We start from the raw sequence: 13,974 nt of genomic DNA, 5'->3' as shown, positions 1-13,974 counted from the left end.
GCGATGTCCGGTCAGGCAGTGTCCGATCGGCGGGTCCGGTCAAGCCTTGGCGCGCCGGGCGAGGATCCCGGCGAGGGCGACGACGGTGACGGCGGCGGCCAGCCCGAGCCGCGTGACGTCGACGGCGGGCACCCAGGTCACGGCGCCACCCCGGACGACGAACGCCCCGGCCGGCCGGGCGACCACCCCGAACCCGGCACCTTCCCGCACCGGCAGCGCGTCCGTGTCGCCCGCGCCGCCGCCCCCACCGCCGAAGACGGTCGCGGCCGGGATCACGACGGTCCCGTCACGCTCGACCGGATCGCCGTAGACGAGCTTCGCCGTGAACAGGTCCCGCGCGGTCGACGCCAGCTGCCCGAGTTTCATCCGGCCATCATGGCGCAGGGCACGCCGGCCGGTTCTTCATACCGCTCACCGGCACATTCATCCGATGTCTAATCACGATTTCCGCACGTCGACACATCTGAGTGCCGCTCAGTCGCATTGACATCTGATGTATGAGCTGCCAGCGTCACGAGTCATGCGGATCGGAAGACTGGTCACGGCCCTGGGTGCGGCCCTCCTGGCCGCCGTCACGCTCATGGCACCGGCGGACGCGACTCCCGGACGCACCTTGGTCGTGGCCCCGGACGGCCACGGCACGGCGTGCGCGTGGCACCGGCCGTGCGCCCTGGAAAGCGCTTCCCGGCTGCTGGCGCGCGAACGCGGCGACGTCACGGTCCTCCTCCGCGGCGGCACCTACCGCCTGACGAAGACGCTCGAAGTGCCGCGGACCGACGCGAAGATCGCCTTCCGGGCCGCTCCCGGTGAAACGCCCGTGCTGACCGGCGCCCGCCGCGTCACCGGGTTCACGAAGACCGACGCGGCCCGCGACATCTACACCGCCGCGGTCCCCGCGGGCACCGACACCCGGCAGCTGTTCGTCGACGGCGCCCGCGCCGAACGCGCCCGCACCGCGCTCTCCCCCGCGACGTTCACGGTCACCGCGACCGGGTTCAGCACCCCCGACCCGTCCTTCGCCGCGTTGACGAACCAGACGGGCGTCGAGGTCGTCCAGGAGAACAAGTGGAAGCAGATGCGCTGCCCGCTGGCTTCGATCAGCCGTGACGGCACCGGATCCGCGCTCACCGTGCAACCGGAGTGCTGGCGGAACAACAACACCGCGGTCGTCAACCGGCAGTTCCCCTTCAACGGCAACGGGCTCCCCAAGCTCGACGGCGTCAGCTGGGTCGAGAACGCCTACGAGCTGCTCACCAGGCCCGGCCAGTGGTACCTCGACAAGCGCGCCGGGCGCCTGTCCTACATCCCGTTGCCGGGCCAGGACATGGCGAAGGCCGACGTCGAGCTGCCGCTGCTCGAGACCCTCGTGAGAGCGTCGGGCACGCCCGGCCACCTCGCGCCGGTCGACGACGACACCGCGACCTACCGCGGCGCCTGGACGACGTCGGCGAACCGCCAGGTCGGCGACTACCAGGACGGCGTGCACGTCACGTCCACCGAGGGAGCCTCGGTCAGCTACTCCTTCACCGGCACCGGGCTGGACGTCCTGGCCGAGACGAACACCGGCCAGGGCGCGTTCACCGCGACCGTCGACGGACGGCCCGACGGAAAGCCGCACACCGAAGCCGGCGACGTCCGGCTCGCGCAGCAGGTCGTCTACTCGGTCCAGGACCTGCCGAAGGGCCGGCACACCGTGACCCTGACCAGCGCGGGTGACCGGCCGTTCCTGGTCGACGCCTTCGTCGTCACGCCGGACGCGGTCCGCCCGGTCCGGGACCTGAGCTTCGACGGCCTCACCTTCACCGGGACGACGTGGACCCTGCCGTCGCGCGACGGCTACGTCGACAACCAGGCCGGCGTGCAGTGGGCGGCCGCGGCTCCGCACGCGCCGATCCGGCCACCCGCCGCACTGGAGATCCATCGCGGACGCGGGATCTCCGTCACCGGCAGCACGTTCCGCGGGCTCGGCGGGGTCGGACTGGCCCTCGCCGACGGCACCCAGGACGCCCGCGTCACCCGCAACCACTTCACCGACACCAGCGCCGGCGCGATCGCGTCCGGCGAGGTCGACGACTACTACCTCACCGACCCGGCACGGATGACGCTGGACACGACGATCGCCGACAACACGATCACGACGCCGGGCCAGGACTACCACGACGCCGTCGGGATCTGGGCCGGCCACGGCAGGCGGACCACGATCGAGCACAACGCGATCGCCGGAACGCCGTATTCGGGCATCTCGCTCGGCTGGGGCTGGGGCTGGGCGTCCCCGTGCGAACTGCAGGCCAAGCAGGGGTTGACGGCCTGCCGCCGCGGCACGATCTACTCCCGCGACAACCGGATCCTCGGCAACGACATCCACGACGTGATGCGCACGCTGCTCGACGGTGGCCCGATCTACACCCTCGGCGGGCAGGACGGCACCACCGAATCGGTCACCGCGGGCAACTGGGTGCACACCGCCCCGCACAACAACAACATGCTCTACCACGACGAGGGAAGCTCGTACTGGAACACCTACGGCAACGTCGTGAGCAACGAGACCGGCCGCTGGACCGGCATGTGGACGCCGACCATCCACGACATCCGGATCCACGGCAACTTCACCGACAACACGGTCGTCAAGAACCTCGGCACGAACGTCGTCATCAGTGACAACACCGTCGTGACCGGCGGAAACTGGCCGGATGCCGCGAAATCCGTGATGGCCGCGGCCGGCCCACGCTGACTTTTCCGCCCGACGGGGTGTGAACCCGGTGTATCCGGGGCATTAACGCGTGACACCTGTGCTGAACAGGGAGTGCTTTCCGAGGGGAGACCGCGATGACCTTCGACTTCGTCAGCCGCTGGCTGGGCAGGCATCGTGACCGACCCGGGGTCAGCGTCGACCTGGCCTGCGGCGGCCGGGTGACCCTCCGCGAAATCGACGGTCGGCCGGTGCTGGCGATCACGACGGCCCCGGGCCCGGACGGCCGCTGCAGCGTCGCCGCCGTGCCGCTGTCGGAAGCGGAGCAGCGGGAGCTGAGCCAGGTGCTGGAGTCGCACGTCCTCCTGGCCTCCTGACCCACCGGCCCCGAGCCGCGTCCGGGCGGAACAGGGGTCCCGTACTTCCGCATCACCGGATGTTCCCCTACTTGTTCCCGCCGTAAGCTGCGCACCGTGCTTTGTGGCAGTCCTCGCGAGAAATCCGGCCCCGGCGGTGTGGCGCGGGTCGCTTTTTGTGGGGTTCCCACAACGCAGCCGCCTTGGCATGCGCCATGGCGGACATTGGTCTACCCGGCGGTAATCCAGCAGGGTAGAGACAGGTGCAGGCGACGCCCCGGAACAGGTGCGTCGCCTTCTGTGCGTGGGTACTTGGGAGGCTCAGCCGGTGTTCAATCGTGTCGCCATCGTCAACCGCGGAGAGGCCGCGATGCGGCTCATCCACGCCGTCCGGGATCTGTCGGCGGAAACCGGGACGCGGATCGAGACGGTCGCCCTCTACACCGACGCGGACCGCACGGCCACCTTCGTCCGTGAGGCCGACCTGGCCTACGACCTCGGTCCGGCGTCGGCCCGCCCGTACCTCGACCTGGCCAAGCTCGAAAAGGCCCTGGTCGAGACGAAGGCCGATGCCGCGTGGGTCGGCTGGGGCTTCGTCGCCGAGGACCCGGCCTTCGCCGAGCTGTGCGAGAAGATCGGCATCACCTTCGTCGGCCCGAGCGCGGACGCGATGCGCAAGCTCGGCGACAAGATCGGCGCGAAGCTGATCGCCGAAGAGGTCGGCGTGCCGGTCGCGCCGTGGAGCCGCGGCGAGGTCGCCACCCTCGAAGACGCGCTGAAGGCCGGCGACCGGATCGGCTACCCGCTGATGCTCAAGGCGACCGCGGGCGGCGGCGGGCGCGGCATCCGCATGGTCGCCTCCGGCGAAGACCTCGCCGACGCCTACGAGCGCACCAGCCAGGAAGCGCTGCGCGCGTTCGGTTCCGGCGTCGTGTTCCTCGAGCGCCTGGTCACCGGCGCCCGCCACGTCGAGGTCCAGGTGATCTCCGACGGCGCGACGGCGTGGGCGCTCGGCGTCCGCGACTGCTCGGTGCAGCGGCGCAACCAGAAGATCATCGAGGAGTCCGCGTCGCCGGTCCTCGACCCGGCGCAGACCGCCGAGCTGAAGACGTCGGCCGAACGGCTCGCGGTCGCCGTCGGCTACCGCGGCGCGTGCACCGTCGAGTTCCTCTACCACCCCGGCGAGAAGCTGTTCGCCTTCCTCGAGGTCAACACCCGCCTGCAGGTCGAGCACCCGATCACCGAGATCACCACCGGCACCGACCTGGTCAAGCTGCAGCTGCACGTCGCCGGCGGCGGCAAGCTCGAAGGCGACCAGCCCGCCGAGCTCGGCCACGCCGTCGAAGCCCGGCTCAACGCCGAGGACCCCGACCGCGACTTCGCCCCCTCCCCCGGCCGCATCGCGCGGCTGGCGCTGCCCGCCGGCCCGGGCATCCGCGTCGACACCGGCGTCAGCGAGGGCGACACCATTCCCGCCGACTTCGACTCGATGATCGCCAAGATCATCGCCTACGGCCGCGACCGCGACGAGGCGCTCGGCCGCCTCCGCCGCGCGATGGCCGAGACCACCGTGATCATCGAGGGCGGCGCGACCAACAAGAGCTTCGTGCTCGACCTGCTCGACCAGCCCGAGGTCATCGACGCGAGCGCCGACACCGGCTGGATCGACCGCGTCCGCGCCGAAGGCCGCCTGGTCACCCACCGGCACTCCGCCGTCGCGCTCGCCGCGGCCGCCATCGAGGCCTACGAGGACGAGGAAGAGGTCTCCGTCCGGCGGCTGCTGGCCACCGCGCACGGTGGCCGCCCGCAGGTCCAGCACGAGACCGGCCGCCCGCTCGACCTCAAGCTCCGCGGCGTCGGCTACCGCGTCAGCGTCGCGCGCATCGGCCAGAAGCGCTTCCGCGTCGGCGTTTCGGCCGGGACGTCGGAGGTGCACCACGCCGACGTCGAGATCGACCGCTTCGACGCCCACAGCGGCCGGATCCGGGTCAACGGGCAGGGGTTCCGCTTCGTGGCGGCCACGCACGGCCCGATCCACCTCGTCGAGGTCGACGGCATCACCCACCGCGTCAGCCGGGACGAAGGCGGTGTCGTCCGCTCCCCCGCGCCCGCGCTGGTGGTCGCGACGCCGCTGTCGGTCGGCGACGAGGTCGAGGCGAACGCGCCGATCCTCGTGCTGGAGAGCATGAAGATGGAGACGGTGCTGCGCGCGCCGTTCCGCGCCCGCGTCCGCGAATGCCCGGTGTCGGTCGGCAGCCAGGTCGAGACCGGCGCGCCGCTGATGCGCCTGGAGCCGGTGGCCGACGGCGCCGGCGACGAGGTCGCCGAGGAGACCGAGACCGTCGAGATCGAGCTGCCGGCCGAGGCGGCGGACGTCTCCGCGGCCGACCGCGTCGAGCGCGGTCTCCAGGACCTGCGCAGCCTGCTGCTCGGCTTCGACGTCGACCCGTCGGAGCGCAAGCGCGTCCTGTCGGCCTACGTCGCCGCGCGCGCCGAGCTGGACGGCCGTCCGGTCGAAGGCGAGCTGGAGCTGCTCACCGTCTTCGCCGACCTGTCCGAGCTGAGCCGCAACACCCCGGGCGGCGAGGACACCGTGCCGAACGGCGCGGTGCACAGCCCGCGCGAGTTCTTCCACAGCTACCTGCAGAGCCTCGACGTCGAGCGCGCGGGCGTCAGCGAAGGCTTCCAGGCCAAGCTGGCCAAGGTGCTCGGCCACTACGGTCTTACCGACCTGGAGCGCACCCCCGAGCTGGAGTCCGCGGTCTTCCGGATCTTCCTGGCGCAGCAACGGACTTCGGCCGACGTCGCCGTCGTCTCCGAGGTGCTGCGGCTGTGGCTGGCCGGGGCGCAGCCGGCGGAGTCGCTGAGCGACCGCGCCGGGCTGGCCCTGGAGCACCTGGTCGAAGCCACGCAGGTGCGCTTCCCCGCGGTGTCCGACCTGGCCCGCGGTGTGGTGTTCCGCTGGTTCGCCCAGCCGCTGCTGCGCCGCCACCGCGCCGAGGTGTACGCCGCCGTCCGCACCGAGCTGCGCTACCTCGACCAGCACCCGGACGCCGCCGACCGCGCCGAGCGGATCCAGGCCATGATCACCGGCTCGCAGCCCCTCGTCCGGCTGATCGGGCAGCGGATCGGGCGGCCGGGCCGCGACCACGCGCCGCTGCTGGAAGTGCTGACGCGCCGTTACTACGGCAACCGCAGGCTGACCGGAGTCGCCGTGCGGGACGCGGGCGGCTCCCGATGGCTGACCGCCGAGCTGAACACCCCGGACGGCGCGCTGCCGCTGGTCACCACGGCCGTCGACTTCACCGCCCTGCCCGACGCGCTGCGCGCGCTCGGCGAGGTGGCGACCGACGGCGTCGTCGCCGACCTGTACCTGCGCTGGGAGGACCAGCCGGACGTCGACGCGACGGCCGAGCGGCTCGGCGCGCTGCTGGCCGAGCACGGGGTGCCGGCGAGCGTGCGCCGGATCGTGGTCACCGTGGCCGGCACCGGCGGCGCGGTGATGCACCACCACTTCACCTTCCGGCGCGACGGCGCGGGCTTCACCGAGGACCGGCTGATCCGCGGCCTGCACCCGCAGATCGCGCAGCGGCTGCAGCTGGAGCGGCTGCGCGAGTTCGACCTCACCCGGCTGCCGTCGGCGGACGAGGAGATCTACCTCTTCAAGGCCGTGGCGAAGAGCAACCCGGCCGACGAGCGGCTGATCGCGATGGGCCAGGTCCGCGACCTGACGCCGCTGCGCGAAGCCGACGGTCGGCTGGTCGCCCTGCCCGCGCTCGAGGACGCGGTCACCGCCTGCCTCGACGCGATCCGCAACATCCAGGCGCAGCGGCCGCAGAACAAGCGGTTCGACACCAACCGGATCATGATGTACGTCTGGCCGCAGACGGAGCTGACCACCGACGAGCTGAACACGCTCGTCCAGCGCATCCTGCCGACCTCGGTCGGCGCCGGGCTGGAAGAGGTCCAGTTCCTGGCCCGGCGGCGCACCGACGCGGGCAAGCTGGCCGAGCTCGCCGTCCGGATCACCTTCGACCCCGGGCACGGCGCGCGGCTGCACGTCGGGCCGCCGTCGACCGAGCCGGTGCAGCCGCACGACGACTACCGGCTGAAGGTGCTGCGCGCCGCGCGCCGCGGCACGGTCTACCCGTACGAGCTGACCGGCCTGCTCGCCGGGGCCGACGGCACGTTCACCGAGCACGACCTCGAGGACGGTGTCCTGGTCCCGGTCGACCGGCCCAAGGGCAAGAACTCCGCGGCGATCATCGCGGGCGTCGTCACGACCCCGACCGAGCGGCACCCCGAGGGCGTCACCCGTGTCGTGCTGCTCGGCGACCCGACGAAGTCGCTCGGCGCGTTGTCGGAGCCGGAGTGCTCCCGCGTCATCGCGGCGCTCGACCTGGCCGAGCGCATGCGGGTTCCGCTGGAGTGGTTCGCGCTGTCGTCGGGTGCGCGGATCTCGATGTCCTCGGGCACCGAGAACATGGACTGGGTCGCCGCGGCGCTCAAGCGGATCGTCACGTTCACCCAGGACGGCGGCGAGATCAACATCGTGGTCAACGGGATCAACGTCGGCGCCCAGCCGTACTGGAACGCCGAAGCCACGATGCTCATGCACACCAAGGGCGTCCTCATCATGACGCCGGACTCGGCGATGGTGCTGACCGGCAAGCAGGCGCTGGACTTCTCCGGCGGCGTGTCGGCGGAGGACAACTTCGGCATCGGCGGCTACGACCGCGTCATGGGCCCGAACGGCCAGGCGCAGTACTGGGCGCCGAACCTGCCGGCCGCCCGCGCGGTGCTGATGTCGCACTACGACCACACCTACGTCGTCCCGGGCGAGGCCGGGCCGCGGAAGGTGGGCACGAACGACCCGGTCGACCGCGACGTCTCGCCGTTCCCGCACGCGATCGTCGACAGCGACTTCCGGACCGTCGGGGAGATCTTCTCGGCCGAGCACAACCCGGACCGCAAGAAGCCGTTCGACATCCGGACGGTGATGCGCGCGCTGTCGGACCAGGACCACCCGGTGCTGGAACGCTGGGCGGGCATGGCCGACGCCGACACGGCGGCGGTGCAGGACGTGCACATCGGCGGCCGCCCGGTCTGCCTGGTCGGCATCGAGTCGCGTTCGGTGCCCCGCCGCGGCTTCCCTCCCACCGACGGGCCGGACACCTACACCGCGGGCACGCTGTTCCCGCGGTCGTCGAAGAAGACGGCGCGGGCGATCAACGCGGCGTCCGGCAACCGGCCGCTGGTCGTGCTGGCGAACCTCTCCGGGTTCGACGGCTCGCCGGAGTCACTGCGGAAGCTCCAGCTGGAGTACGGCGCGGAGATCGGCCGGGCGATCGTCAACTTCGAGGGCCCGATCGTGTTCACCGTGATCTCGCGCTACCACGGCGGCGCGTTCGTGGTGTTCTCCAAGGCGCTCAACCCGAACATGACGGTGCTGGCGCTGGAGGGCTCGTTCGCCTCGGTGCTGGGCGGCGCCCCGGCCGCGGCGGTGGTGTTCGCCGGTGAGGTGGCCAAGCGCACGGCGAACGACCCGCGGGTGACCGAGCTCCAGACGCAGGTCGCGGGGGCCGACGCGCCGTCCCGCGCGGCGTTGAGCGCCAAGCTCGCGGAGGTCCAGTCGTCGGTCCGCGCGGAGAAGGTCAGCGAGATCGCGGCGGAGTTCGACAAGGTGCACAGCATCCAGCGTGCCGTCGAGGTCGGCTCGGTGGACGCGATCATCAGCACGGCCGAGCTGCGGCCGCGGATCATCGAGGCCATCGAGCACGGCCTCAAGCAGTAGGTCTCCCGCACCGGGGTCGTGAGTGAGAAACAGTGTTAGAACACTGTTTCTCACTCACGACCAGTCGCGGCAGACCGGCTACGGCACCAGGTAGCGCGTCAGCAGGCTCGCGCCGTCGGTCAGGACCGTGGCCAGCTCCAGCTCCAGCGGGTCGAACGCGCCGCCGACCGCCGCGCGGTCCGCCGTCCCGGCCACGAGGTACGGCGCGACGGTCAGCCGGAATTCGTCGACCAGGCCCGCTTCGGCCAGCGACGCGAAGAGTTTCGGCCCGCCTTCGCAGTCGATCCGCCGCAGGCCACGCTCGGTCAGGGCCGCCACGGCGACGTCGAGCGCCACCGCGTCCTCCCCCGCGACCACCACCTCGGCCCCCGCGGCCACCCAGGCCGCGCGCAGGTCCGCCGGCGCCCGCTCGCAGGTCAGGACGATCGTCGGCACCGCGGCCCGGGTGAGCACCGGTGCGTCCGGTGGCAGGCTGCGGCCGGTGGTGACGACCGCGATCGGCGGGATCGGCTCGAGCCCGTGCCGGCGGCGCCGGTCCGCGGTCTCGGGGTCCGGATGGACGCCGTCGAACTCCTCGATCACCGCGGTCCCGGCGCCGAGCAGGACGACGTCGGCGAGGTCGCTGCCCAGCTTGAACACGACCCGGTCGGGGGCGGTGGACAGCGGGCGCGAGCGGCCGGCGACGGTGATCGCGCCGTCCGTGCTCGACACGAAGTTGACGACGAGCCACTTCGCGACGTCGGGGAAGCGATACAGGGCTTCGAGGTCGTCCGTGCCGAGTTCGCGACCGGCTTCGGGTGGCCAGATCTGCCGGATCACAGCCAGCGCACCGCGTTCTTCGGCGGGCGGGTACCGATGATGCTCGCGATCATCTCCACCGTGTGCCGCGTCTCGCGCACCTGGTGCGCGCGGAACATCGCGGCGCCCTGCGCGGCCGCGAGCGCGGTGGCCGCGAGCGTGCCGGTGACCCGGTCGTCCATGGCGACGTCGAGCGTCTCGCCCACCACTCCCTTGTTGGACAGCGCCATCAGCACCGGCCACCCGGTCGCGACCAGCTTGTCGACGTTCCGCAGGATCTCCAGGGACTGGTAGGTGTTCTTCGAGAAGTCGATGCAGGGGTCGATCATGATCCCCTCGCGCGGGACGCCCTTCGCGACCGCCCGTTCGGCGAGGTCGGTGGTGTCCGCCACGACCGACGCGACGACGTCGTCGTACTGCGGCTTGATCGGGTCGGTGCGCGGGTCGAGCCCGTCGACGTGGGCGCAGATGTACCCGGCGCCGTGCTCGGCGGCGACGTCGAGGATCTCCGGCTCGTAGGCGGCCCAGTTGTCGTTGATCAGGTCCGCGCCGACCCGGCAGACGGCGTCGGCGACCTCGGCGCGGTAGGTGTCGACGCTGATCACGACGTCCGGGAAAGCCGCCCGGATCCACTCCACGGTCGGGACGACGCGGCTGATCTCCTCCGCGACGGTGACCTCGGGGCCCGGGCTGGCGGGCACGCCGCCGATGTCGATCACCGCGGCGCCGTCCTCGATCGCCTTGCCGACGGCCGCCCGCGCCCGGTCTTCCTCGTACGTCACGCCGTTGTCGTAGAACGAGTCCGGCGTCCGGTTGACGATCGCCATGACCAGCGCGTGGTCGCTGGTGAGCCGTCGCCCCCGGAAGACGAGGTCGTGGATCGGCATGCGCACTCCGTTCAAGATCGGATCTGGCCCCTTCCGAGCATAGTGAGGACGGTCGTCCGGGGTCCGCCGCGACCGGTTTCGCGACTTTCGGGGGTATGGCGCGTTTGTCCCGGACCGACACACTGTGCGTGCCGGTCCGGTGACCGAGAGCCCCGGGCCGGAACTCCATCCGTGCGTACGTGAGGAGATCCCCCGATGGCGTCAAGGTCCCTGTCCCGGCTCGCACTGGCGGCGACCGGTGTCGTGCTGTCCGCGCTGCTCGGCGGCACCGCGGCCGCGCAGCCCGCCGACACCCCCGTGTTCTGGCGGGTCCCGGCGACCGCCGCCCAGGCCCACGCACTGGCCGCGGCCGGGTTCGACGTCGAAGAGGGTGACGCGGGCACGGTCAGCGTCGTCGGCGGGCAGGCCGTCGCGAACCGGTTGCGGGCCCTCGGTTACCGGCCGACCTTCTTCGACACCGTCTACAAGGAACTCCCGGCGCAGGCGAACTCCCTGGCGGCCGACACCTTCTACGGCGGGTACCGCACCGTCACCGCGCACGAGAACCACCTGACCGCCGTCGCCGCCGCGCACCCCGACCTCGCCACGAAGTACACGATCGGGCAGTCGTGGAAGAAGGCCCAGGGCCAGGGCGGTCACGACGTCCAGGCCATCTGCCTCACCAAGAAGCAGACCGGCGACTGCACGCTCTCGACGACGTCGAAGAAGCCGAAGTTCTTCCTGATGGCCCAGATCCACGCCCGCGAGCTGTCGACCGGCGAGCTGGCCTGGCGCTGGATCGACTACCTCGCCGACGGCTACGCCACCGACGCCACCGCGAAGTCCATCTTGGACACGACCGAGGTGTGGGTGGTGCCGATCTCCAACCCGGACGGCGTCGACATCGTCGCTTCGGGCGGCAACTCGCCGAAGCTGCAGCGCAAGAACGCGAACAACACCCGCGGCGGCTGCTCCGGCACGAACATCGGCGTCGACCTCAACCGCAACTCGACGTTCAAGTGGGGCGGCGACTCCAACTCGGCGTGCTCCGAGACCTACCAGGGCGTGAGCGCCGGCTCCGAGCCGGAGACGCAGGCCCTGGAGAAGCTGGCCCGCGCGATCTTCCCGGACCAGCGCGGCACCGGGAACAACGACCCCGCGCCGTCGACCGCCAAGGGCACGATGATCACGCTGCACAGCTACGGCAACGACATCATCATCCCGTGGGGCTTCACCCAGGCCACGTCGCCGAACGACGCGCAGTACCGCAGGCTCGGCGCGAAGTACTCGGCGTCGAACGGCTACCTCGTCGGCACCAACGAGGAGACCGTCGGCTACGACACGAGCGGCACCACCGACGACTTCACCTACGGCGAACTGGGTGTCGCCAGCGTGACGTTCGAGGTCGGCGGCTCGAGCGGCACCTGCGGCGGCTTCCTCCCCCGCTACACCTGCGTCGACAGCACGTTCTGGCCGAAGAACAAGGGCGCGCTGGTGACGGCCGCGAAGGCCGCGGCGGCGCCGTACCAGCAGTGAGTCACGGCCGGCAGGCGTAGACGCAGTTCTGCGGACGCGGGGAATCCAGCACGTCGACGTGCCGGAACCCCGCGTCCGCGAGCATGTCCCGCGCGGTCTCGGTGCCCCACATCGCCCCGAGCGCGGCGCCGCCCTCGGCCAGCGACGTCGTCGTGCAGTACATCAGGCTGATCGAGTAGCAAAGTGCGGCCAGCGGGTTGCCGACGTTCTTCGCCACGTCGCTGGAGAAGTTCGTGTCCACCATGAAGAACAGGCCGTCTTCGCGCAGCGCACCGCGGATCCGGCGCAGCACGACGTCCGGCCGGTCCTGGTCGTGGATGGCGTCGAAGGCGGTGATGACGTCGTATTCGCCGGCCAGCTCGGCGGCATCCCCGACAGCGAACTCGACGTTCGGCAGGTCTTTCGAGGTCTCGCGCGCCTGCTCGACGACGCCCGCGTTGATGTCCACGCCGGTGAACCGCGAGGCGGGGAACGCGCGAGCGGCGACGGCGATGGCGTTCCCGGTGCCGCAGCCCAGATCGAGCACGCGCGCCCCGGCGGTGAGCCGCTCTTTCAGGCCGGGGACCGCGCCGAAGAAGCCGTCGACGAGGTGTTCGCGGTAGACGTGCTTCCAGCTGTCACCGGTCTTCGCGCCGAGGGTTTCGAGGTGGGGCCCGTAGGCCGACCGCGGGACGCCGCCGCCTTCGGCGAAGCTGCGTTCGAGGTCGGGCAGGATGCCGGTGAAGGCGCTGAGCGTCAGCAGCGACGGCATGAGGTTGGCGGCGGTCTCGCCGAGCAGGAACTTCGCGTGCTCGGGCGGGAAGGTGTACCGGCCGGCCTCGAGGGTGAAGATGCCCCCGGTGACCATCGCGCCGAGCCACTCGCGGACGTATCGCTCGTGAAGGCCGGCGCGTTCGGCGAGTTCATCGCTGGTGGCGGGCCCGCGCGCGGCCGCTTCGAAGAGCCCGGTGCGATGGCCGACCCCGATCAGCATGGTGAGCGCGCTGCCGGTCATGGTCGCGGTCAGGTGCGCCGCGAAGTCCTTTTCCTCCATGGGGCCCGAGCCTACCCGCCGGGCGGACCATCCACTGTGGACGATCCGACCGGCGGGGCAGGTCAGTCCTCGTCCTCCAGGCCGGCGTCCGCGAGCACCGCGTACACCCGGCGGCGCGCGTCGGCGAGGATCTTCTTCACCTCGGCCACCTGCGCTTCCGTTCCGCTGTACCCCACCTGCGCGGCCGCGCCGGACAGCTCCCCCAGCGCGTGCCAGAGCGCGGCGAACCGGTCCGCTCCCGGCTCCTCCTCGGGCTCTTCCCACAGGGCGGCGAACTCGGCTTCCCGCCCGGCGACGTGCTCCCGCCCGGCGTCGGTCAGCTCGGCGACCCGGCGGCCGCCGGTCTCGGCCGTGTGGACCAGGCCTTCGTCCTCCAGCTGCTGCAGGATCGGGTAGACCGAGCCCGGGCTGGGCCGCCACCGGTCGTGGGTGCGGCGGCGGATCTCCTGCATCAGCTGGTAGCCGTGCATCGGCTCCTCGGCGAGCAACGCCAGCACGGCCGGCCGCACCGGACGGCTCGGCCCGCGCCCGCCGCCGCGGAACTCCCGCACCCGCTGGAACGGCCCGGCCCCGCCACCCCAGCCACCGGGCCCGCCGAAGGACCCCGGGCCGCCGGGAAAGCCCGGGAAGCCGGGGCCGCCCGGCGGCTGCGGCGCGTGGGGTGGGTGCGGCGGGAAGCCGCCCGGAGGACCACCGCGCGCCAGCTCGGGGCCGCCGTCCCAGTCCTCGTGCCCCGGCTCGCCGAGGTCGTGGTCCGGGTGGCCGAAGGAACCGCCTGGCCCCGGCCGCCCGAACCCACCGTGGTCATGGTGCCCCGGCACACCGTCGTCGTGGTCCGGGTGACCGAAGGGACCCCTGAGCCCCGGGCGCCCGAACTCACCGTGGTCGTGGCCTGGACGCCC

At 71.8% G+C, this 13,974-nt stretch carries 9 protein-coding genes; 4 read left to right on the top strand and 5 right to left on the bottom strand.

All coding sequences use genetic code 11. The annotated features are described in order from the left end of the window. Positions 1-39 precede the first annotated feature (39 nt). The gene (locus AA23TX_RS17230; RefSeq protein ID WP_155543514.1) at positions 40-366 is read right to left on the bottom strand and encodes a hypothetical protein; all 327 of its coding nucleotides are present in this window, start codon (positions 364-366) and stop codon (positions 40-42) included. A 154-nt stretch (positions 367-520) separates the two neighbouring features. On the opposite strand from AA23TX_RS17230, the gene AA23TX_RS17225 reads away from it, so the two are divergent. The 3 genes from AA23TX_RS17225 to AA23TX_RS17215 all read left to right on the top strand — a co-directional run bounded on the left by AA23TX_RS17225 (position 521) and on the right by AA23TX_RS17215 (position 8,839). After that, positions 521-2,731 carry a right-handed parallel beta-helix repeat-containing protein gene (locus AA23TX_RS17225; RefSeq protein ID WP_196425358.1) on the top strand — a complete coding sequence of 737 codons (2,211 nt, stop codon included), beginning with the start codon at positions 521-523 and terminating at the stop codon, positions 2,729-2,731. Positions 2,732-2,826: 95 nt separating this feature from the next. After that, positions 2,827-3,066 carry a hypothetical protein gene (locus AA23TX_RS17220; protein WP_155543512.1) on the top strand — a complete coding sequence of 80 codons (240 nt, stop codon included), beginning with the start codon at positions 2,827-2,829 and terminating at the stop codon, positions 3,064-3,066. 307 nt (positions 3,067-3,373) lie between these two features. Beyond that, positions 3,374-8,839: an ATP-binding protein gene (locus tag AA23TX_RS17215; RefSeq protein ID WP_155543511.1), complete on the top strand. Its 5,466-nt coding sequence runs from the start codon at positions 3,374-3,376 to the stop codon at positions 8,837-8,839. A 78-nt stretch (positions 8,840-8,917) separates the two neighbouring features. Here AA23TX_RS17215 and AA23TX_RS17210 read toward each other — a convergent pair whose 3' ends face one another. Both AA23TX_RS17210 and folP read right to left on the bottom strand, forming a co-directional pair. Further along, complete coding sequence (locus AA23TX_RS17210; RefSeq protein ID WP_155543510.1) at positions 8,918-9,658, bottom strand: dihydrofolate reductase family protein; 741 nt, start codon at positions 9,656-9,658, stop codon at positions 8,918-8,920. Further along, positions 9,655-10,524 (bottom strand): dihydropteroate synthase, encoded by an 870-nt coding sequence (folP, locus tag AA23TX_RS17205; RefSeq protein ID WP_155543509.1) that lies wholly within the window; start codon positions 10,522-10,524, stop codon positions 9,655-9,657. Before folP ends, AA23TX_RS17210 begins: the two co-directional genes overlap by 4 nt. 195 nt (positions 10,525-10,719) lie before the next feature. Here folP and AA23TX_RS17200 point away from each other — a divergent pair, with 195 nt between their 5' ends. After that, the gene (locus AA23TX_RS17200; RefSeq protein WP_155543508.1) at positions 10,720-12,039 is read left to right on the top strand and encodes a M14 family zinc carboxypeptidase; all 1,320 of its coding nucleotides are present in this window, start codon (positions 10,720-10,722) and stop codon (positions 12,037-12,039) included. A gap of 1 nt (position 12,040) precedes the next feature. Here the strand turns inward: AA23TX_RS17200 and AA23TX_RS17195 are convergent, their stop codons facing one another. Next, entirely contained in the window at positions 12,041-13,072 is a 1,032-nt protein-coding gene (locus tag AA23TX_RS17195; protein WP_155543507.1) for a class I SAM-dependent methyltransferase, read from the bottom strand. Between the two features lie 62 nt (positions 13,073-13,134). Continuing rightward, positions 13,135-13,893 carry a PadR family transcriptional regulator gene (locus tag AA23TX_RS17190; protein WP_230862547.1) on the bottom strand — a complete coding sequence of 253 codons (759 nt, stop codon included), beginning with the start codon at positions 13,891-13,893 and terminating at the stop codon, positions 13,135-13,137. Positions 13,894-13,974 lie beyond the last annotated feature (81 nt).

Origin of the sequence: Amycolatopsis camponoti (assembly GCF_902497555.1) — a bacterium.
Taxonomy (GTDB): Bacteria; Actinomycetota; Actinomycetes; order Mycobacteriales; family Pseudonocardiaceae; genus Amycolatopsis; species Amycolatopsis camponoti.
The sequence above is the reverse complement of the archived record's forward strand: the minus strand, read 5'-3'. Positions and strand labels throughout refer to the sequence as shown.

Excerpts from the sequence above, each read along its gene's own strand:
- folP (WP_155543509.1), bottom strand. The coding sequence starts at position 10,524 with ATGCCGATCCACGACCTCGTCTTCCGGGGGCGACGGCTCACCAGCGAC.
- AA23TX_RS17195 (WP_155543507.1), bottom strand. The coding sequence starts at position 13,072 with ATGGAGGAAAAGGACTTCGCGGCGCACCTGACCGCGACCATGACCGGC.
- AA23TX_RS17200 (WP_155543508.1), top strand. The coding sequence starts at position 10,720 with ATGGCGTCAAGGTCCCTGTCCCGGCTCGCACTGGCGGCGACCGGTGTC.
- AA23TX_RS17230 (WP_155543514.1), bottom strand. The coding sequence starts at position 366 with ATGAAACTCGGGCAGCTGGCGTCGACCGCGCGGGACCTGTTCACGGCG.
- AA23TX_RS17220 (WP_155543512.1), top strand. The coding sequence starts at position 2,827 with ATGACCTTCGACTTCGTCAGCCGCTGGCTGGGCAGGCATCGTGACCGA.
- AA23TX_RS17225 (WP_196425358.1), top strand. The coding sequence starts at position 521 with ATGCGGATCGGAAGACTGGTCACGGCCCTGGGTGCGGCCCTCCTGGCC.